At 62.1% G+C, this 20,158-nt stretch carries 13 protein-coding genes and 1 other RNA gene; 7 read left to right on the top strand and 7 right to left on the bottom strand.

All coding sequences use genetic code 11. The features are described 5' to 3' along the window. Positions 1-94: 94 nt before the first annotated feature. The 4 genes from guaD to xdhA form a co-directional block, all read right to left on the bottom strand. Entirely contained in the window at positions 95-1,399 is a 1,305-nt protein-coding gene (guaD, locus tag AO356_RS02580; protein ID WP_060738451.1) for a guanine deaminase, read from the bottom strand. Positions 1,400-1,418: 19 nt separating this feature from the next. Continuing rightward, positions 1,419-2,261, bottom strand: a complete 843-nt coding sequence (gene xdhC / locus AO356_RS02575) for a xanthine dehydrogenase accessory protein XdhC (protein ID WP_060738450.1) — start codon at positions 2,259-2,261, stop codon at positions 1,419-1,421. A 124-nt stretch (positions 2,262-2,385) separates the two neighbouring features. Then, on the bottom strand, positions 2,386-4,785 hold the full coding sequence (gene xdhB, locus AO356_RS02570; RefSeq protein ID WP_060738449.1) for a xanthine dehydrogenase molybdopterin binding subunit: 2,400 nt from the start codon (positions 4,783-4,785) through the stop codon (positions 2,386-2,388). Next, positions 4,778-6,232 carry a xanthine dehydrogenase small subunit gene (gene xdhA / locus AO356_RS02565; RefSeq protein ID WP_060738448.1) on the bottom strand — a complete coding sequence of 485 codons (1,455 nt, stop codon included), beginning with the start codon at positions 6,230-6,232 and terminating at the stop codon, positions 4,778-4,780. Before xdhA ends, xdhB begins: the two co-directional genes overlap by 8 nt. Positions 6,233-6,602: 370 nt before the next feature. On the opposite strand from xdhA, the gene AO356_RS02560 reads away from it, so the two are divergent. The 6 genes from AO356_RS02560 to ffs all read left to right on the top strand — a co-directional run bounded on the left by AO356_RS02560 (position 6,603) and on the right by ffs (position 16,030). Then, positions 6,603-7,262, top strand: a complete 660-nt coding sequence (locus AO356_RS02560) for a GntR family transcriptional regulator (RefSeq protein WP_060738447.1) — start codon at positions 6,603-6,605, stop codon at positions 7,260-7,262. A 1-nt stretch (position 7,263) separates the two neighbouring features. Further along, positions 7,264-10,752: a chromosome segregation protein SMC gene (gene smc / locus AO356_RS02555; RefSeq protein ID WP_060738446.1), complete on the top strand. Its 3,489-nt coding sequence runs from the start codon at positions 7,264-7,266 to the stop codon at positions 10,750-10,752. Positions 10,753-11,010: 258 nt separating this feature from the next. Further along, positions 11,011-11,856, top strand: a complete 846-nt coding sequence (gene zipA / locus AO356_RS02550; protein ID WP_060738445.1) for a cell division protein ZipA — start codon at positions 11,011-11,013, stop codon at positions 11,854-11,856. Between the two features lie 133 nt (positions 11,857-11,989). Further along, the gene (gene ligA, locus AO356_RS02545) at positions 11,990-14,353 is read left to right on the top strand and encodes an NAD-dependent DNA ligase LigA (protein ID WP_060738444.1); all 2,364 of its coding nucleotides are present in this window, start codon (positions 11,990-11,992) and stop codon (positions 14,351-14,353) included. Positions 14,354-14,478: 125 nt separating this feature from the next. Further along, a complete protein-coding gene (locus AO356_RS02540) occupies positions 14,479-15,639 on the top strand; it encodes a zinc-binding metallopeptidase family protein (protein WP_060738443.1) in 1,161 nt (386 codons plus the stop codon). A gap of 294 nt (positions 15,640-15,933) precedes the next feature. Then, an RNA gene (ffs, locus tag AO356_RS02535) (signal recognition particle sRNA small type) lies at positions 15,934-16,030 on the top strand. Between the two features lie 181 nt (positions 16,031-16,211). Here the strand turns inward: ffs and AO356_RS02530 are convergent. Both AO356_RS02530 and AO356_RS02525 read right to left on the bottom strand, forming a co-directional pair. Further along, positions 16,212-16,718 (bottom strand): DUF4823 domain-containing protein, encoded by a 507-nt coding sequence (locus tag AO356_RS02530; RefSeq protein ID WP_060738442.1) that lies wholly within the window; start codon positions 16,716-16,718, stop codon positions 16,212-16,214. A 199-nt stretch (positions 16,719-16,917) separates the two neighbouring features. Then, positions 16,918-17,232, bottom strand: a complete 315-nt coding sequence (locus tag AO356_RS02525; RefSeq protein ID WP_053120652.1) for a helix-turn-helix domain-containing protein — start codon at positions 17,230-17,232, stop codon at positions 16,918-16,920. A 338-nt stretch (positions 17,233-17,570) separates the two neighbouring features. Here AO356_RS02525 and AO356_RS02520 point away from each other — a divergent pair, with 338 nt between their 5' ends. After that, positions 17,571-19,319, top strand: a complete 1,749-nt coding sequence (locus tag AO356_RS02520; protein ID WP_060738441.1) for a putative bifunctional diguanylate cyclase/phosphodiesterase — start codon at positions 17,571-17,573, stop codon at positions 19,317-19,319. Here AO356_RS02520 and AO356_RS02515 read toward each other — a convergent pair. Then, a complete protein-coding gene (locus AO356_RS02515; protein ID WP_060738440.1) occupies positions 19,265-20,035 on the bottom strand; it encodes a substrate-binding periplasmic protein in 771 nt (256 codons plus the stop codon). The two genes, AO356_RS02520 and AO356_RS02515, sit on opposite strands and share 55 nt — an antisense overlap. Positions 20,036-20,158 lie beyond the last annotated feature (123 nt).

Genomic DNA, 20,158 nt, shown 5'->3' with positions numbered 1-20,158 from the left:
GAGCAAGCTCGCTCCCACAGTGGATTTGTGTTGTTCACATGACCCTTGTGGGAGCGAGCTTGCTCGCGATAGCGATCCAACAGGCGCTGAAACTTTAGCGCTGATGCACCAATTTACCGGCCGCATAAGTCTGCGCCACCGTCCGGTCATCCCCCAACGTCATCAACACGAACAACCGCTCGGCAATGTCCCTGGCCTGCTTCAGGCGATAGCCCAGCAGCGGCGTGGCGTTGTAGTCCAGCACCAGGAAGTCCGCATCCGTACCCGGTTGCAACGTGCCGATCTTGTCCTCCAGGCGCAAGGCCCGGGCGCCGCCGAGGGTGGCCAGGTACAGCGACTTGAACGGGCTCAGCCGCGCCCCTTGTAACTGCATCACCTTGTAGGCTTCGTTCAGGGTGTGCAGCAGCGAAAAACTGGTGCCGCCACCGACGTCTGTACCCAACCCTACGTTCACCTTGTGCTTCTCGGCCATCGGCAGGTTGAACAGGCCGCTGCCGAGGAAAAAGTTCGAGGTCGGGCAGAAGGCGATGGCCGAACCGGTCTCGGCCAGGCGCGCGCATTCGTCGTCGCACAGGTGCACGCCGTGGGCGAACACCGAGCGCTCGCCGAGCAACTGGTAGTGATCGTAGACGTCCAGGTAACCCTTGCGCTCCGGGAACAGTTCCTTGACCCACTGCACTTCCTGCAGGTTCTCGCTGATGTGGGTCTGCATGTACAAGTCGGGGTATTCCCCCAGCAACTGACCGGCCAGGGCCAGCTGTTCCGGGGTGCTGGTGGGCGCGAAGCGTGGGGTCACGGCGTAGTGCAGGCGACCCTTGCCGTGCCAGCGCTCGATCAGCGCCTTGCTCTCGGTGTAGCTGGATTCGGCGGTGTCGGTCAGGTAGTCCGGGGCGTTGCGGTCCATCATCACCTTGCCGGCGATCATCCGCAGGTCGAGCTTCTGGGCCACTTCGAAAAACGCGTTCACCGACTGCGGGTGCACGCTGCCGAACACCAGCGCGGTGGTGGTGCCGTTGCGCAGCAATTCCTTGACGAAAATATCCGCCACCGCGTCGGCGTGGGCCTTGTCGGCGAACTGGCTTTCACAGGGGAAGGTGTAGGTGTTGAGCCAGTCCAACAGTTGTTCGCCATAGGCGCCGACCATGCCGGTTTGTGGCAGGTGGATGTGGGTGTCGATCAAACCTGGGGTGATCAGCGCGTCCGGGTAATGGGCGATTTCGATATCCGCCGCCAGGGTTGGCAGCAGGTCATAGGCGTGGCCGATGGCGCTGATCTGGCCGTTCTCTACCACCAGCAAACCGTCTTCGAAATATTCATAGGACGCCTCGATACCCACTTCGGCCGGGTCGGCGAGGCTGTGGAGCAGGGCGGCGCGGTAGGCTTTGCGTGTCAGGGGCATGGGAATTCTCAACGAGTGTTCAACGGTTCGCCTGGCTGCGGCGCGAGGCCGGCAGCAGCTTGGCAATCGGTTCGGCGCGCACGGTGTGCTGGCCGAAATCGGCGTTATAGGTGGCGATGATTTCGCCGGCGATGGAGATGGCGATTTCCACAGGCAACTTGCCTTTGACTTCGCCGATGCCCATCGGGCAACGCATGCGTTGCAAGGTGGTGCTGTCGAAACCTCGATCGCGCAGGCGATGTTCGAACTTGACCCGTTTGGTCTTCGAACCGATCAGGCCGAAGTAGGCAAAGTCGTTGCGCTTGAGGATCGCGGCGCTCAGTTCCAGGTCGAGCTGATGGTTGTGGGTCATGACGATGCAGTAGCTGCCGGCGGGCAATTCGTCGACTTCATCCAGTGGCTCTTCGGTGACGATCTTGCGTACGCCGTGGGGCAAGTGTTCGGGGAATTCCGCCTCCCGCGAATCGATCCAGCGCACCTTGCAGGGCAGGCTCGCCAGCAGTGGCACCAGGGCGCGGCCGACATGGCCGGCGCCGAACACGGCGATCTGCGCCTGGACCTGGCCCATGGGTTCGAACAGCAACACGGTGACGCCGCCGCAACACTGGCCCAGGCTCGCACCGAGGCTGAAGCGCTCCAGATGGGTATTCTGCTGGCCGCTGGCGAGCATGTTCCGGGCGATTTCCATGGCCTTGTATTCCAGGTGGCCGCCACCGATGGTGTCGAACGTCTGGCTGGCGCTGATGACCATCTTCGACCCGGCGTTGCGCGGGGTGGAGCCGAGTTCTTCGATGATCGTCACCAGCACACAGGGTTCGCCGCGGGTTTGCAGGTCGGCGAGGGCGCTGATCCAGTTGTACATATTCCACCTCGACATCTGTTTTGTCTGTTCCGGCCTCATCGCGAGCAAGCTCGCTCCCACATTGGGTCGGTGTTCACAAATACCCTGTGGGAGCGAGCTTGCTCGCGATCGGCCGCGCCGCGGTCTAGAGCGAAGCCACTTCGACTTCCGCTTCCTCAGCCTTGACCGCCTTCAACCCCCGCATCTGCTCACACCCCCACAACACCCGCTCCGGCGTGGCCGGGGCGTCGATGTTCGGTTGATGCCGGTAATCCCCCAGGCTCGCCACGGCGTCCTTGATGGCGCACCACGCGGCGATGCCGAGCATGAACGGCGGTTCGCCCACGGCCTTGGAGTGAAACACCGTGTCTTCAGGGTTCTTGCGGTTTTCCACCAGCTTGACCCGCAGGTCCAGCGGCATGTCGGCCACGGCGGGGATCTTGTAGCTGGCCGGGCCATTGGTCATCAGCTTGCCCTTGTCGTTCCACACCAGCTCTTCCATGGTCAGCCAGCCCATGCCCTGGATGAAACCACCCTCGACCTGGCCGATGTCGATGGCCGGGTTCAGTGAGGCGCCGACGTCGTGGAGGATGTCGGTGCGCAGCATCTTGTACTCGCCGGTGAGGGTGTCGACGATCACCTCGGCGCAGGCCGCGCCATAGGCGTAGTAGTAGAACGGCCGGCCGCGGGCCTGGCTGCGGTCGTAGTAGATTTTCGGGGTTTTGTAGAAGCCGGTGCTCGACAGCGAGACCTGGGCGAAATACGCCTGCTGCACCAGCGCCTCGAAGCTCAGGATGTGATCGCGCACCCGCACATGGCCGTTGTGGAATGCCACGTCTTCTTCGCTGACCTTGTACTGCCGCGCGGCGAACTCCACCAGGCGTCGCTTGATGGTTTCGGCGGCATTCTGCGCCGCCTTGCCATTCAGGTCGGCGCCGCTGGAGGCCGCGGTGGGCGAGGTGTTCGGCACTTTGTCGGTGTTGGTCGCGGTGATCTGCACGCGGTCCATTTCCACCTGGAACACCTCGGCCACCACCTGAGCGACCTTGGTGTTCAGGCCCTGGCCCATTTCGGTGCCGCCATGGTTGAGGTGGATGCTGCCATCGGTGTAGACGTGGATCAGCGCGCCGGCCTGGTTGAGGAAGCTGGCGGTGAACGAAATGCCGAATTTCACCGGGGTCAGCGCCAGGCCTTTTTTCAGGATCGGGCTGTTGGCGTTGTAGCGGCGGATCGCTTCGCGGCGCTCGGCGTACTGGCTGCTTTCTTCAAGCTCGGCGGTCATTTCCTCGAGCATGTTGTGCTCGACGGTCTGGTAGTAGTGGGTGACGTTGCGTTCGGTCTTGCCATAGTAGTTGGCCTTGCGCACCGCCAGCGGATCCAGACCCAGGTGCCGGGCGATGGCATCCATCACCTCTTCGATGGCGACCATGCCTTGGGGCCCGCCGAAACCACGGTAGGCGGTGTTCGACGCGGTGTTGGTCTTGCAGCGGTGGCCGTTGATGGTGGCATCGCCCAGGTAGTAGGCGTTGTCGGCATGGAACATCGCCCGATCGACGATGGAAGCCGACAGGTCCGGCGAGCAACCGCAGTTGCCGGCCAGTTCCAGGGCGATGCCGTGCAAGCGCCCGCGGCTGTCGAAGCCCACGTCGTATTCGATGTAGAAGGGGTGGCGCTTGCCGGTCATCAGCATGTCTTCGACCCGGGGCAGGCGCATCTTGGTTGGTTGCCCGGTGAGGTGCGCGACGACCGCGCACAGGCACGCCGGGCTGGCGGCCTGGGTTTCCTTGCCGCCAAAGCCGCCGCCCATGCGGCGCATGTCCACCACGACTTTGTTCATCGACACGCCCAGCACTTCGGCCACCAGCTTCTGCACTTCGGTGGGGTTCTGGGTCGAGCAGTAGACGATCATGCCGCCGTCCTCGGTGGGCATCACCGAGGAAATCTGGGTTTCCAGGTAAAAATGCTCCTGTCCGCCGATGTGCAGCGAACCCTGGAGGCGATGTTCGGCGCTCGCCAGCGCCGTGGCCGAATCGCCACGTTGGTGGGTGTGGCTGTCGAGCACGAAATGCCGCTTGCGCAGGGCTTCGACCACATCCAGCACCGGTTCCAGGTCTTCGTATTCGACGATGGCGGCCATCGCCGCCTTGCGGGCGGTTTCCAGGTCTCTGGCGGCGACGGCCAGCACCGGTTGGCCGACGAACTGCACGTCATCGATGGCCAGCAGCGGGTCGCCGGGCAGCAGCGGGCCGATGTCCTTCAGCCCCGGAATGTCGGCATGGGTAATGGCGATGCGCACGCCTTCGAAGGCATAGCAGGGCGCGGTATCGATGCGGATGATCCGGGCGTGGGCGCGGTCCGACAGCCGGGCGTAGACGTGCAACTGGTTCGGGAATTCCAGGCGGTCATCGATGTACTGCGCTTCGCCGGACACATGCTTGGCGGCGCTGTCATGCTTGACGCTGCGGCCTACGCCAGTGGTCAGGTCACGGGCGAACAGCTCGGCCAGTTCGGCTTGGGTCTTCTCTACGGCGTGATGGTTAGACATAAGCGGTCACCCGAGTCTCGATGTGCGGCGTTTGCAGTTCGATGAAGTATTTGCGCAACAGGTTGCGGGCGCTGAGCAGGCGGTATTCCTTGCTGGCGCGGAAATCCGACAGCGGCGTGAAGTCCTCGGCCAGGGCAGCGCAGGCGCGTTCGACGGTGCTGTCGGTCCACGGCGCACCGATCAGTGCGGCTTCACAATGCTTGGCCCGCTTGGGTGTGGCGGCCATGCCGCCGAAGGCGACGCGGGCGTCGCGGACCACGCCGTTGTCGATGCACAGGTTGAACGCCGCGCACACCGCGGAAATATCATCGTCCAGGCGTTTGGAGACCTTGTAGGCGCGGAACGCCTGTTCGGCACTGGCCCGGGGCACGATGATCTTTTCGATGAATTCGCTTTCCTGGCGCGCAGTGACCCGGTAGTCGATGAAGTAGTCTTCCAGGGCCAGGGTGCGCCGGGACTGGCCCTTGCACAGCACGATTTGCGCGCCGAGGGCGATCAGCAGGGGCGGCGAGTCGCCAATCGGCGAGGCGTTGCCGATGTTGCCGCCGAGGGTGCCCTGGTTGCGGATCTGCAGCGAGGCGAAGCGTTGCAGCAGTTCGCCAAAGTCCGGGTATTCGGCTTTCAAGGCTTCGTAGCAATCGGAGAGGGCGGTGGCGGCGCCGATCTCCAGGCGATCGTCGAAACGCTCGATACGCTTGAGTTCGGTGACGTTGCCCACGTAGATCATCACCGGCAGGGTGCGGTGAAATTGCGTGACTTCCAGGGCCAGGTCCGTGCCGCCGGCCAGCAGGCGCGCCTGGGGATAGGCGTCGTAGAGATCGGCCAGGTCGGCCACGGTCAGCGGCACCAGGCAACGTTTGTCGCCGCTGTTGAGCTCGCCGGTCTCGGTCGGCGCGATGGCTTTGAGGCGGGCGATGGTCTCGGCCGCGCGGGCGTCGAACTGGTCCGGTTGCTTGCCGCAGCAGGCCTGCTCGGCGGCGGCCAGGATCGGCCGATAGCCGGTGCAACGGCACAGGTTGCCGGCCAAGGCTTCGTGGGCCTTGTGGGCGTCGGGCTGCTCGCTGTTTTTTTGCAGGGCGAACAGCGACATGACGAAGCCGGGTGTGCAGAAACCGCACTGCGAACCGTGGCAATCGACCATCGCCTGCTGGACGCTGTGCAGTTGGCCCTGGTGCTTGAGGTCTTCGACGCTGATCAGTTGCTTGCCGTGCAGGGACGAGACGAAGGTCAGGCACGAATTGAGGCTGCGGTAGCGAATGCGTTCGCGGCCATTCGCGTCCGTCTCCAATTCGCCCACCACCACAGTGCACGCACCACAGTCGCCGCTGGCGCAACCTTCTTTGGTGCCTGGTTTGCCAACGTGTTCGCGCAAATAGTTGAGCACGGTCAGGTTCGGGTCCAGGGCGTGCTCGCTACGGAGTTCCTGGTTGAGTAAAAACTGGATCACGGAAGGCCTCGCAGACTCATTATTGTTGTATCGACATGGGCCTGAATTTATCAGGTCTGACTTTTCGGTCAATGATTTTCTGACTTAAAGGTCAGGAAAATTCGTTTGGTCGATGAACTGCCGTGTTTGGTCAGTATGGACCCATTGTGGGAGCGAGCTTGCTCGCTATAGCGTCGGGTCTGTCGATGCGTTCATCGGCTGGTGCACCGCCATCGCGAGCAAGCTCGCTCCCACAGGTTTGGTTCAGGATGAAAAGCTCAAACTTTTTTGCTTATATCGTGCCAAAAACCCGCTGCAGGCCCTGCGCCATGACGTATCGAGTGCGCTACACTGCGCCGCTTGTGCAAATCGAAGAGTTTGAAGGACAACCATGACGTTCAAGGCCCCGGACAGCCTCGCCGAGCAAATCGCCCACCATCTCGCCGAACGCATCATTCGCGGCGAAATGAAGCCGGGAGAGCGCATCCAGGAACAGAAGGTCACGCTGGCGCTCAATGTCAGCCGCGGCTCGGTCCGCGAAGCCTTGCTGATCCTGGAACGACGCCATTTGATCGCGATCCTGCCGCGCCGTGGCGCCCACGTCACCGAACTTACCGAACACAAGGTGCGCAGCCTCTGCGCGCTGATGAGCGAGCTGTACATCCTGCTGGGCAACGCCGTGGCCCATGGCTGGAAAGAACAGGCCGACATGGCGCCGTTCGTGGCCATCCAGCAGCGTCTCCAGGACGCCTACGCGCGCCAGGACATCCGCACCTTCGTCGATGAAAGCTTCAGCGTGATGCGCGCGGCCTATCTCTTCGCCAACAACCCGTACTTGCAGGAAACCGTCGAGAACCTGCAACCGGCCATGAGCCGTGCCTACTTCCTGGCCCTGGAGCAGCGCAAGGCGGAAATGAGCGAATTTCTCGACCTGTTCCAGCGCCTGCTCGCCGCCGTGCTGGCCCGTGATCTGCCGCAGATCCGCATCGTGCTGACGGCCTACGCCCAGCGCAGTTGCGATCTGGTGGTTGCTGCCCTGACGGCGGCCTGACGTGCGGCTCAAGTGCATCAAGTTGGCGGGGTTCAAGTCCTTCGTCGACCCGACCACGGTGAACTTCCCCAGTAACATGGCGGCGGTGGTCGGACCCAACGGTTGCGGCAAGTCGAACATCATCGACGCCGTGCGCTGGGTGATGGGCGAGAGCTCAGCCAAGAACCTGCGCGGCGAGTCGATGACCGATGTCATCTTCAACGGCTCCACCAGTCGCAAACCGGTAAGCCAGGCGAGCATCGAGCTGGTGTTCGACAACTCCGACGGCACCCTGGTGGGCGAGTACGCAGCCTATGCGGAAATCTCCATTCGTCGCAAAGTGACCCGCGACAGCCAGAACAGCTATTTCCTCAATGGCGCCAAGTGCCGGCGTCGCGACATCACCGATATTTTCCTCGGCACCGGCCTGGGCCCGCGCAGCTACTCGATCATCGAACAGGGCATGATCTCCAAGCTGATCGAAGCCAAGCCCGAGGACCTGCGCAACTTCATCGAAGAGGCTGCGGGGATCTCCAAATACAAGGAGCGGCGGCGCGAGACCGAAAACCGCATTCGTCGCACCCACGAAAACCTGGCGCGCCTGACCGACCTGCGCGAAGAGCTCGAACGTCAGCTCGAACGTCTGCACCGCCAGGCCGAGGCCGCGAAGAAGTACCAGGAATACAAGGGCGAGGAGCGCCAGCTCAAGGCCCAGCTTTCGGCCCTGCGCTGGCAGGCGTTGAACGAGCAGGTCGGCCAGCGTGAAGCGATCATTGGCAACCAGGAAGTCAGCTTCGAAGCCCTGGTGGCCGAACAGCGTAATGCGGACGCCGCCATCGAGCGCCTGCGCGACGGTCATCATGACCTGTCCGAGCGCTTCAATCTGGTGCAAGGACGCTTCTATTCGGTGGGCGGCGACATTGCCCGGGTCGAGCAGAGCATCCAGCATGGGCAGCAACGGCTGCGGCAGTTGCAGGATGACTTGAAGGAAGCCGAGCGGGCGCGCCTGGAAACCGAATCGCACCTGGGCCACGACCGCACACTGCTGTTGACCCTTGGCGAAGAGCTGGACAGGCTCACGCCGGAGCAGGAAATCACCAGTGCCGCCGCCGAAGAGGCCGCCGCGGCCCTGGAAGAAGCCGAACTGACCATGCATGGCTGGCAAGAGCAGTGGGACAGCTTCAACCTGGCCTCGGCCGAGCCGCGGCGCCAGGCTGAAGTCCAGCAGTCGCGCATCCAGCAGTTGGAAACCAGTATGGAGCGCCTGGCCGAACGCCAGCGCCGCCTGTCCGAAGAACGCGCCTTGCTCGCGGCGGACCCGGAAGACGCAGCGATCCTGGAACTGAGCGAACAACTGGCGACCAGCGAAGCCACCCTCGAAGACTTGCAGGCCAGCGAAGACGCCCAGGTCGAACGCCTTGAGCAACTGCGCCAGGCCTTGCAATTGGCCTTGCAGAACCAGCAGCAGGGCCAGGGTGAGTTGCAGCGGCTCAATGGGCGCCTGGCTTCGCTGGAGGCCTTGCAGCAAGCGGCGCTGGACCCGGGCACCGGCACCGCCGAATGGCTGCGCGACCAGCACCTGGCCGAACGCCCGCGGCTGGCCGAGGGGCTGAAGGTCGATGCCGGTTGGGAGCTGGCGGTGGAAACCGTGCTGGGGGCCGACCTGCAAGCGGTGCTGGTGGATGACTTCGGCGGCTTCGACCTGTCGGGCTTTACCCAGGGCGATCTGCGCCTGCTCAGCCCGGCCGGCGACGGAGTACGAATTCCCGGCAGCTTGCTGGACAAGGTCGAGGCCCAGGTGGACTTGTCGCCGTGGCTGGGACAGGTCAAGCCGGTGGACAGCCTTGAGCAGGCGTTGGCCCTGCGCGGGCAATTGGCGGCCGGCGAAAGCCTGATCAGTCGTGACGGGTATTGGGTCGGCCGGCATTTCCTGCGGGTGCGCCGGGCCAGCGAAGCCGAGAGCGGCATGCTCGCCCGTGGCCAGGAAATCCAGCGCCTGGGCGCCGAACGCGAAGAGCGCGAAGCCAGAGTCGAAGCCCTGGAAACCGAATTGCAAAACCTGCGGGCGCAACAGCGTCAACAGGAAAACGGCCGCGAACACCTGCGGCGGCTGTTGCAGGATGAAGCGCGCCAGCAAGGCGAGCTCAAGGCGCAGTTGTCGGCCGGCAAGGCCAAGGTCGAGCAACTGGCGCTGCGTCGCACCCGCCTGGAAGAAGAAATCACCGAGCTGGGCGAGCAGCGGGCGCTGGAGCACGAACAGATCGGTGAGGCGCGCTTGCAACTGCAAGAGGCCCTCGATGCCATGGCACTGGACACCGAGCAGCGTGAACTGCTGCTGGCCCAGCGTGACAGCTTGCGTGAGCGCCTGGATCGGGTGCGCCAGGAAGCACGCCAGCACAAGGACCACGCCCATCAGTTGGCGGTGCGCCTGGGCTCGCTCAAGGCTCAATACGATTCCACGCGCCAGGCCTTGGAACGACTGGAAATGCAGTCCGAACGCCTGACCGAAAAACGCGAGCAACTGAGCCTCAATCTGGAGGAGGGCGAGGCACCTTTGGAAGAGCTGCGCCTCAAACTCGAAGAGTTGCTCGACAAGCGCATGAGCGTCGACGAAGAACTCAAGACGGCGCAGATCGCCCTGGAGGACGCCGACCGCGAACTGCGCGACGCTGAGAAGCGCCGCAGCCAGGCCGAGCAGCAATCCCAACTGATCCGCGGCCAGATGGAACAGCAGCGCATGGAGTGGCAAGCCCTGACGGTGCGGCGCAAAGCCTTGCAGGACCAATTGCTGGAAGACGGCTACGACCTCGATGGCGTGCTCGCCACCTTGGTGGCCGGGGCGAATGAAAAGGACGCCGAGGAAGAACTGGAGCGCATTGCCCAGCGTATCCAGCGCCTGGGGGCAATCAACCTGGCGGCCATCGACGAGTACCAGCAGCAGTCCGAGCGCAAGCGCTACCTGGACGCCCAGAACGATGACCTGGTGGAAGCGCTGGAGACCCTGGAAAACGTCATCCGCAAGATCGACAAGGAAACCCGCAACCGCTTCAAGGATACCTTTGATCAGATCAACGGCGGTTTGCAGGCCCTTTTCCCAAAAGTTTTCGGTGGCGGCAGCGCCTATTTGGAACTGACGGGCGAAGATTTACTCGATACAGGGGTGACAATCATGGCGCGTCCTCCTGGCAAGAAGAACAGCACCATCCATTTGCTCTCCGGTGGCGAAAAGGCGCTGACCGCGCTGGCCCTGGTCTTTGCCATCTTCAAATTGAACCCGGCGCCGTTCTGCATGCTCGACGAAGTCGACGCGCCATTGGACGACGCCAACGTAGGCCGTTACGCACGGCTGGTGAAGGAGATGTCTGAAACGGTGCAGTTCATCTACATCACCCACAACAAGATCGCCATGGAAATGGCCGATCAGTTGATGGGGGTGACCATGCATGAGCCTGGCTGTTCGCGACTGGTGGCGGTGGATGTGGAGGAGGCCATGGCCATGGTGGATGCCTGAACAACCGGTTGTAGGGCTTCTACTTCGAACGCTGTAGGTATTTTTTACCCGGGGGGTTGATGTTCAATTCACAGATTGGGCACAAGCCTATGCGACAGACGGTGTAAAGTTATCTTTGGTCGTGCTAGTTTAATGTCAATTTTTCGTATGCGTGGGCAAAACGCCATTCAGAACATAGAGTTGGCGCCACGTTTTAAAGCGGTTTGCAAATAGCTAAGCCCCTTATTTTTCAGCATTTTTATAGAGGCACGGGATTACATGGAAATCGGTCTGCGCGAGTGGCTGATCGTCATCGGCATCATTGTCATTGCCGGTATTCTTTTCGACGGCTGGCGTCGCATGCGCGGCGGCAAGGGGAAACTGAAGTTTCGCCTGGATCGCAGCCTGTCGAACCTGCCTGATGAGGATGACAGCGCCGAACTGCTGGGCCCGCCGCGGGTGCTGGACACCCACAAGGAGCCGCAGCTGGACGAGCACGACTTGCCGTCGATGAGCGCACCTGTCCGCGAGCCACGGGAGTCGGGTTCCAAGCGCGGCAAGCGCAACAGCGAGCCGTCCCAGGGTGATTTGAACCTGAACCTCGACCTGGATGGTGGGCCGAGCTTCAGCAGTCGCGACGGCGACTTCCCGGACGAGACCAGGACCCCGAGCGCCGACAAGGACCAGGCCCAGGCTGAAGAAGTGCTGGTGATCAGCGTGATCTGCCGCGACCCGGCCGGCTTCAAGGGCCCGGCGTTGCTGCAGAACATCCTCGAAAGCGGCCTGCGTTTCGGCGAGATGGACATTTTCCACCGCCACGAAAGCATGGCCGGTAACGGCGAGGTGCTGTTCTCCATGGCCAACGCGGTCAAGCCCGGTGTGTTCGACCTCGACGACATCGATCATTTCAGCACGCCAGCGGTGAGTTTCTTCCTCGGCCTGCCGGGCCCGCGTCATCCCAAGCAAGCCTTCGACGTGATGGTGGCCGCGGCGCGCAAGCTGTCCCAGGAACTCAATGGTGAACTGAAGGATGACCAGCGCAGCGTGCTGACCGCCCAGACCATCGAGCACTACCGCCAGCGCATCGTCGAATTCGAGCGCCGGGCGCTGACCCAGAAGCGCTGAGCGATAGATGGCTCTCCTGCCCAGAGAGCTTTGTGTGGCGAGGGAGCTTGCTCCCGCTGGGGTGCGAAGCGCCCCCATGTATCAAGAAAATCGAGCAGCCTAGGCTGCTCTTTTGCTTTATGAGAGAACACCCATGAACGCCGTTGAAACCCGCATCCAAAAGCTGCGTACCGAGCTGGATCAGCACAACTACCGCTACCACGTCCTCGATGAGCCAAGCATTCCCGATGCCGAGTACGACCGCCTGTTCCACGAGCTCAAGGCCCTGGAAGAGCAGCATCCGGAACTGGTCACCAGCGACTCCCCGACCCAACGGGTCGGCAGCGTGGCGCTGTCGGCGTTCAGCCAGGTGCGCCACGAGATCCCGATGCTCAGCCTGGGCAACGCCTTCGACGAAACCACCATGCGTGAGTTCGACCGGCGGGTGACGGAAGGTCTCGACCTGCCCATGGGTGACTTGCTGGGCGGTGGCGCGGCGGTGGAGTACAGCTGCGAGCCGAAGCTCGATGGGCTGGCGGTCAGCCTGTTGTATCAGGACGGCATGCTGGTGCGCGGCGCCACGCGCGGTGACGGCACCACGGGCGAGGACATCAGCGTCAATGTGCGCACCGTGCGCAACATTCCCCTCAAGTTGCAGGGCACCGGCTGGCCGCCGCTGCTGGAAGTGCGCGGCGAGGTGTACATGTCCAAGGCCGGCTTCGAGCGCCTCAACGCCACGCAGTTGGAGGTGGGCGGCAAGACGTTTGCCAACCCGCGCAACGCGGCGGCCGGCAGCCTGCGTCAGCTCGATTCCAGGATCACGGCCAACCGGCCCCTGGAGTTCTGTTGCTACGGCATCGGCCAGGTGACGTCGGACATCGCCGACACCCACATCGGTAACCTCAAGCAACTCAAGGCCTGGGGCATGCCCATCAGCCGTGAGCTGAAACTGGCCCGCGGCATCGACGAATGCCTGGATTACTACCGTGACATCGGCGAGCGGCGCAACGCGTTGCCCTACGAGATCGACGGCGTGGTGTTCAAGGTCAACAGCATCGCCTCCCAGCGCGAGCTCGGTTTCCGCGCCCGGGAACCGCGTTGGGCCATCGCCCACAAGTTTCCCGCCACTGAAGAACTCACCGAGTTGCTGGACGTCGAGTTCCAGGTCGGCCGCACGGGCGCGGTGACTCCGGTGGCCCGACTCAAGCCGGTGAAAGTCGCCGGCGTGACCGTGGCCAACGCCACCCTGCACAACATGGATGAAGTGGCGCGCCTGGGCGTGATGATCGGCGACACCGTGATCATCCGCCGTGCCGGAGATGTGATCCCGCAGGTGGTGCAGGTCGTCTCCGAGCGCCGTCCGGAAAACGCCCGCCCGGTGGAGGTGCCCCAGCAATGTCCCGTCTGCGGCTCCCACGTCGAGCGCACGCAATTGATCAAGCGCAGCAAGGGCCGCGAAACCGTCAGCGAAGGCGCGGTGTACCGCTGCGTCGGTCGCCTGGCCTGTGGCGCGCAACTCAAGCAGGCGATCATTCACTTCGTTTCGCGTCGGGCCATGGACATCGAGGGCCTGGGCGAGAAGAGCGTCGAGCAACTGGTGGATGAGGGGCTGGTGGGTTCGCCTGCCGATCTGTATGCCTTGACCTTCGAGCAGGTGGTCGACCTGGAAGGCTTTGCCGAACTGTCGAGCAAGAACCTGCTGGCCGCCATCGTCGACAGCAAAAAACCAAGCCTGGCGCGGTTTATCTACGCCCTCGGCATTCCGGACGTGGGCGAGGAGACGGCCAAGGTCCTGGCTCGCTCCCTCGGTTCGCTGGAGCGCGTGCAGGCGGCCTTGCCCCAGGTGCTCACGTACTTGCCGGACGTCGGTCTGGAAGTCGCCCACGAGATCCACAGCTTCTTTGAAGACCCGCATAACCGCCAGGTGATCAAGGACCTGCTGCGCCATGGCCTCGAGATCCAGGACCAGGGCGAGTTGGGCGCCGAGTTTTCCGCCAGCACCACCCTGGGTGGCTTTCTCGACAAGTTGCACATTCCTTCGGTGGGGCCGGGCGGGGCGCAGAAACTGGCGGACAAGTTCGGCTCGCTCGAAGGCGTGATGAACGCCGATTGGCTGGACATGCGCCAGGCGCTGCCGGAAAAGCAGGCCAACGCCGTACGCGAGTTCTTCGCCATCGCCGCCAACCGTCAACAGGCCGAAGCGGCGCAACAGCAGTTGCGCGACTTCGGCATGCACTGGCAAAGCGAGAAGAAAGTCGTCGAAGGCTTGCCGGAGGCCGGGCACACCTGGGTGCTGACCGGTTCGCTGGAGCTGATGAGTCGTGACGTCGCCAAGGACAAGCTGGAGAGCCTGGGGGCCAAGGTGGCCGGTTCCGTGTCGGCGAAAACCCATTGCGTGGTGGCCGGGCCGGGGGCGGGTTCGAAATTGACCAAGGCAAACGAGCTGGGCCTCAAGGTGCTCGACGAAGCGGCGTTCGTGGCTTTTTTGAGTCAGCATGGCATCACGGTTCAATCGTGAGGGCACCCTCCGTGGCGAGGGAGCAAGCTCCCTCGCCACGGTTTATTCGGTGCTGTGATGCAGTGCGGGGGAACGATCCGACACGGAGCATGATCTAGTCTTGCAGGCTCCAGGGAGAGATCGCCATGTACCGCTTCTTCGAACAACTGAGTTCACGCATCGCCGCACCGTTCATGGGCGACCGGTCGCGCAACAGCAAGGTCTGGCCGTGTCGTTGCGGCCAGTCCCTGTTTTTTCGCAACAGCCAATGCCTGGCCTGCCTGGCGGCCCTGGGGTATCAGCCCGAGCAGAGTCGCTTGTCCTCCCTGCAGCCCGCTGAGCAGCCCGACACCTGGACGCTGGATGCCGATCCGCAAGCCGGGCTGTTCCGCCGTTGCGCCAACCTCGACACCCCGGCGGCCTGCAATTGGCTGCTGCCGGACAATGGGCGCGATACCCTGTGCATCGCCTGCAGCCTGAACCGCACTATCCCCGACCTGTCGATTCCGGAAAACCCTGAGCGCTGGCGCAAGGTCGAGACCGCCAAGCGTCGTCTGGTCGCGCAACTGATTACCTTTGGCTTGCCGGTCATCCCGAAAACCGTCGACGAAAACATCGGCCTGGCTTTCGACTTCATCGGCGTCGACCCCGACGGCAAATCGCCGATGACCGGCCATGCCAGCGGGCTGATCACCCTCGACATCAAAGAGGCGGACGATGCCCATCGTGAGTACGTGCGCCAGCAGATGCGCGAGCCGTATCGCACCTTGCTCGGGCATTTTCGTCATGAGGTGGGGCATTACTACTGGGATCGACTGATTGCCAACAGCCACTGGCTCGAGGCGTTTCGCGAGTTGTTCGGCGATGAGCGCGCCAGCTATGCCGAAGCCCTGGAGCGCCACTACCAGCAAGGTGCGCCGCTGGATTGGCAAACCCGCTATGTCAGTGCCTACGCCACCATGCACCCTTGGGAAGACTGGGCGGAAACCTGGGCCCATTACCTGCACATGATGGACGCGGTAGACACCGCCCTGGGCTTCGGCATGAGTGCCCGGGAGATGGATTTCGACTACCAACCGTTCCCGCCCGAGACCTTGTACGACCCCGAACACACTGGCGGCGCGGCTTTCCTCTCGTTCGTCAACGCCTGGATCGAACTGGCCGGCATGCTCAACGAATTGTCCCGCAGCATGGGCCAGCCGGACTTCTACCCGTTCGTCGTGCCGGCAGCGGTGATCACCAAACTGCATTTCATCCATCTGGTGATCCAGGAAGAGGGTGGTCGGGCGGATGAGGTGTTGTTGTAGTTTTCTGTGGAGGCAGCTTGCAACCCTGTTGAATGTACCGACGCCTTCGCGAGCAAGCTCGCTCCCACACACGCGAAGCGCAGATCCCCCCTGTGGGAGCGAGCTTGCTCGCGATAGCGACAGGTCAGCCTGCGATCATGCCGGATGTGCCGACTTCATCGCAGACACGCTTTGTTCCCATAGCAAGTACTTGAACATCTTCAGTTTTTTAATCCGCCGCGAACGGTTGTAACTTCTTGCCAGATAGGTACAATGGCGCGGCTCGCCGTCAGGCGGGCGTCGTTATGGTGACCCCATCGGTCCCCCCGCAACGATTACCCGTGAACCTGGTCAGATCCGGAAGGAAGCAGCCACAGCGGGAACATTGTGTGCCGGGGTGTGGCTGGTGGGGTTGCCTCCATAACGCCCAAGCCTTCGTTCGCAAGGTTTGCCAACTTCAAAATTTCTTGCTGTTTTGCTGATCGATACCGATCGGTGCTTTCTGCTGTCCAGGCTTTGGCCGGACAAGACAATCGAGCGTCAACGTCAACAAGCAGGCCGGTCCTGTGCATCGACAGGACCGGGCCCTGGGGTCAGTACTGAGCCTTCACATACTCAGTAATCGGCTCTTGCAAAAGATCCTGTGGATGATCTCCACCGAAAGTCGCCCATTTGCTTTTACCGGACAAGATCGCAGACCCCAGCGGCTGTGCGCCAGTCGGGCCATAAATGGCGAGCTTCACTTCAATCTTGTCGGGGAGGCCCGACCATTCCGTGGCGCGTTCTTCCCAGTGCAGGATTTCCGGGATGACGTAGTAGCCCGAAGGGCTGTTCTGTCTCAGGCAGCTCAATTCACGGCACGCGCCCACTACCGTCACACGGTTGGTGTAATAAGAGAAGGCCGTCTTGACGGCGGCAGCTGTCATATCACCGGAGGCAGGGTAGGGCGTCGTTTCGTAGCGGCCGTCGACCGGTATGGCGATGGTGACGGGCATTTGCCGATCAAGTTTTCCCGGGTTGGGGAATACGTCTTGTTGCGCGTATTTGGCGGTGCAGCCGGTGGCGAGTATCGAGACAAGAATGATCGAAAGTTTACGCACGGAGTCCCCTGGGATTTTGTTGTGTCGACGAGTCGGTGGGCGTCATCGGGACGCAGGAATCAGTGCGTTGATAGTCCGGGTTCGTGGCAAGAGATGTCAACGTGACATTATGTCGTGCGTCATCCTCGGAATTGGGCAGGCGAGCAAAGAGAAGCCTGGCTTGTCTCGCCTCGACAGGCCAGGCTGCTCTTTCACTGCGTCAAGGCTTGGACAAGGCCTGGTCGACCGCTGCGATCAGCTTTCCCAGGTCCTTCGGGGTGGCTTTGTGTATGACACCGAACAGGTACGCCCGCTGTTCGTCCTCATCGGCCATGTCGGCAAAAAAGGCCTTCAGTTGCACATCCAGCACATTGGCAAGCAGGAACAAGGCTTCGACGCTGGGGGTGTAGGTGCCGGTTTCGAAGCGGCTGATGGTTTTAGGGTCAAAACCGGTTTTTTCGCCAAGTTCAGCCTGAGTAAGCCCCGCTACTTTGCGGTAGCGTCTGATGGCCGGACCCAAACTTGAAATTTGCATCGCTTAATTCCCATTTAGAATCAAGAACTTAACGATAGATTTTCGCATTAGGCAACCGCGTGATCCATCACCTTGCTTTGCAAAATGTGATGTGTTTCGTAGAATCGGCCTTTGGCACGGGTATTTGGTGACCTGCTTTTCGAAGCCGAGGTGTGTGCGGGGGCCGGGCCTTGTGTTCTTGCCACGATACAAGGCAAGGGCTGAAGCTCTCCCTTGGCATCGCCAGGGCCCGCGCTCCAGCTTCTCTCAGAGTGTTTGAGCCTAGTTGATTTTCGCCTGTCTTGAAGGCGGTGCAACCGCGCGCGACAAATGAGCCTGACTCATGGATGACTGCTTCGATGGATAAGAAGTACCGCAGGGCCGTTGACGCCGCCGCGATTTTTTCCGAGACCGATCTGAGCGGGCGCATCACCTACGTCAACGATCAATTTTGCAGTCTTTTCGGTTACCGGCGCGATGAGCTGCTGGGCGCGAACCATCGCCTGCTCAATTCCGGCCAGCACCCTGGCGAGTTCTTCAGCGCCATGTGGAGCACCATTGCCCTGGGCCAGGTCTGGAAAGGGGAAATCTGCAATCGGGCCAAGGACGGTACGCTGCACTGGGTCGACACCACCCTGGTGCCGGTGATCGACGACGAGACCGGCCAAATCGAGCGCTACCTGGCGATTCGCTTCGACGTCAGCGAAAAGCGTCGCCTGCTGCATTCGTTGCAATGGCGGGTCGGTCACGATGTGCTGACCGGCCTGCCCAATCGTACTTATCTATCGGATCTGCTGGACCAGGCCCTGGAGTTTTCCCGGGAGGAAAACCTGCCCTTGGCGGTGTGCATGCTCGACCTCGATGGCTTCAAGGCGGTCAATGACGGCTATGGTCACGCCAGCGGTGATCGACTGTTGGTGGAGGTCGCCAGGCGCCTGCGCAGCATTGTGCGTGGCGAGGACGTGGTAGCGCGGCTGGGCGGGGATGAGTTCGTGCTGGTGTTGCGCCATGTGCGCGGGATGGAAGAGCTGCATGCCGCGTTGAACCGGGTGTTGATCGCCGTCTCCATGCCGTATGCCATTGACGGCAAGGACATCAAGGTCTTCGCCAGTATTGGCGTCACGTTGTTCCCGTGGGACAACGAAGACGCCGAGACCCTGTTGCGTCATGCCGACCAGGCGATGTACGTGGCCAAGCAAAGCGGTCGCAATCGTTTCCACTTGTTCGATGTGTCCCGGGACAAGGAGGTGCGGGCCACTTACCAGACAGTCGAGCGGGTCCGCCAGGCACTGGCCGATAACGAACTGCGGCTGCATTTCCAGCCCAAGGTCAATATGCGTCATGGCACCGTGGTCGGCCTGGAGGCGCTGCTGCGCTGGAAGCATCCGCAACGTGGCCTGGTGCCGCCTCGGGAGTTCTTGCCCCTGGTGGAGGAGACTGACCTGATCGTCGAGATCGGCGAGTGGGTCATGGAACAGGTCTTGACCCAGTTGCAACAATGGCAGCAGGCGGGGCAGGGCTGGCCGGTGAGCATCAATATCTCGGCACGGCATTTCCAGCGGGCGGATTTTGTCGAGCGACTGCGACAGGTGTTGGAGCGGCATTCGGCGGTGCCGCCACGGCTGTTGGACCTGCAGATTGTCGAGTCCGTCGCCGTGGAGAACCTGGCCCACGTCAGCGCCTGCCTCCAGGCGTGCCAGGCACTGGGCGTGGGGTTTTCCCTGGGTGGTTTCGGCACCGGCTACTGCTCGCTCAACGACCTCAAGCACCTGCGCACGCAAACCATCAAGATCGACAAGACCTTCGTGCGCGACATTCTCGATGACCGCGACGACCTGGCGCTGACCGAAGCGGTGATCGGCCTGGCTCGGGCGTTTGGCCGCGAGGTGGTCGCCGAAGGGCTGGACAGCCTGGAGCATGGCCAACTGTTGCTGCGCCTGGGCTGCGAGGTGGCACAAGGTTATTTCATCGCCCGGCCCATGCCGCCCGAACAGATACCCGGCTGGGTGCAGGGGTTCGTTCCGCCGTCGCAATGGCAGCAGCGGCCAGGCGATCAGGGCGAGGGCGCCTCGCTCTCGGCCCGTGATGCTTCACTGCGGCCGGTGTAGAGCTGGATGATCGCGTCGATTTCCCCGGACGTCTTCATGTTCAGTAATGTCCTCAGAATGCGCTGTGCGGGAATGCTCGGATCGTTGCGCACATAACAGCTCAACCGCTGTTCCTGCAGGACAGCCACCTCATGGAGTTGGCGATCAGCGGTATGACGTTGATTGAACCAGTCCAGCGCCCATTGATTACTGATCCCATAGCGATAACGCCCGGCCAACAATTTCGCCAGCACTTGTTCCTGGCTGCGGGCATCGTCGCGGTGCAGTTGACCGGCGTCGAACAAGGGTTGCAAGGTCGGGTAGCTGTAGCCGAGCACCGTGCCGATGGGTTGGGGCGACAGCGTTGTTGGCGTTATCGTCGCGGGTACGCTTGTGGTGGCGACGAGCAGGTCACGTTGGAAAAACAACGGGATGCTCCACAGATAATCATCGTTGTCCTTCACCCAGTCAGGGCTGACATAGCAACGCATGTCGACCTCGCCGTGTTTCATGGCACCGTCGAGCCGGGCGCGGGAGAGGACGTGGAATTGCGCCGGCTTTCCTATCTGGGTCGCCAGGCTGATCATGATGTCGGGAATGATGCCCTGGGTCGGGCGGCCTCGTTCAATCTGCACCATGGGCATTGCCCAGCCATCGGTAACGGCGAAACGCAAGGGGGCTTCCTCGGCAAGACAGCCGGTACTCAACAACAGCAAAGCCCCCATGGCTGAGCGCATAAACTCTCCTGACTGTGTAAAACCGTGTCGACAACGAGTCCCGTAGCCTAGCTTAGTCACATTAGACGAGCACACCGGATGCAATTTCGCCCCTGCTCCGCTAGCATTAGCCGCTTATGTTCC

The organism is Pseudomonas fluorescens (assembly GCF_001307275.1).
Classification (GTDB): domain Bacteria; phylum Pseudomonadota; class Gammaproteobacteria; order Pseudomonadales; family Pseudomonadaceae; genus Aquipseudomonas; species Aquipseudomonas fluorescens_AA.
The sequence above is the reverse complement of the archived record's forward strand: the minus strand, read 5'-3'. Positions and strand labels throughout refer to the sequence as shown.

Excerpts from the sequence above, each read along its gene's own strand:
- guaD (WP_060738451.1), bottom strand. The coding sequence starts at position 1,399 with ATGCCCCTGACACGCAAAGCCTACCGCGCCGCCCTGCTCCACAGCCTC.
- AO356_RS02520 (WP_060738441.1), top strand. The coding sequence starts at position 17,571 with ATGGATAAGAAGTACCGCAGGGCCGTTGACGCCGCCGCGATTTTTTCC.
- AO356_RS02525 (WP_053120652.1), bottom strand. The coding sequence starts at position 17,232 with ATGCAAATTTCAAGTTTGGGTCCGGCCATCAGACGCTACCGCAAAGTA.
- ligA (WP_060738444.1), top strand. The coding sequence starts at position 11,990 with ATGAACGCCGTTGAAACCCGCATCCAAAAGCTGCGTACCGAGCTGGAT.
- zipA (WP_060738445.1), top strand. The coding sequence starts at position 11,011 with ATGGAAATCGGTCTGCGCGAGTGGCTGATCGTCATCGGCATCATTGTC.
- AO356_RS02540 (WP_060738443.1), top strand. The coding sequence starts at position 14,479 with ATGTACCGCTTCTTCGAACAACTGAGTTCACGCATCGCCGCACCGTTC.
- AO356_RS02515 (WP_060738440.1), bottom strand. The coding sequence starts at position 20,035 with ATGCGCTCAGCCATGGGGGCTTTGCTGTTGTTGAGTACCGGCTGTCTT.
- xdhB (WP_060738449.1), bottom strand. The coding sequence starts at position 4,785 with ATGTCTAACCATCACGCCGTAGAGAAGACCCAAGCCGAACTGGCCGAG.
- xdhC (WP_060738450.1), bottom strand. The coding sequence starts at position 2,261 with ATGTACAACTGGATCAGCGCCCTCGCCGACCTGCAAACCCGCGGCGAA.
- AO356_RS02560 (WP_060738447.1), top strand. The coding sequence starts at position 6,603 with ATGACGTTCAAGGCCCCGGACAGCCTCGCCGAGCAAATCGCCCACCAT.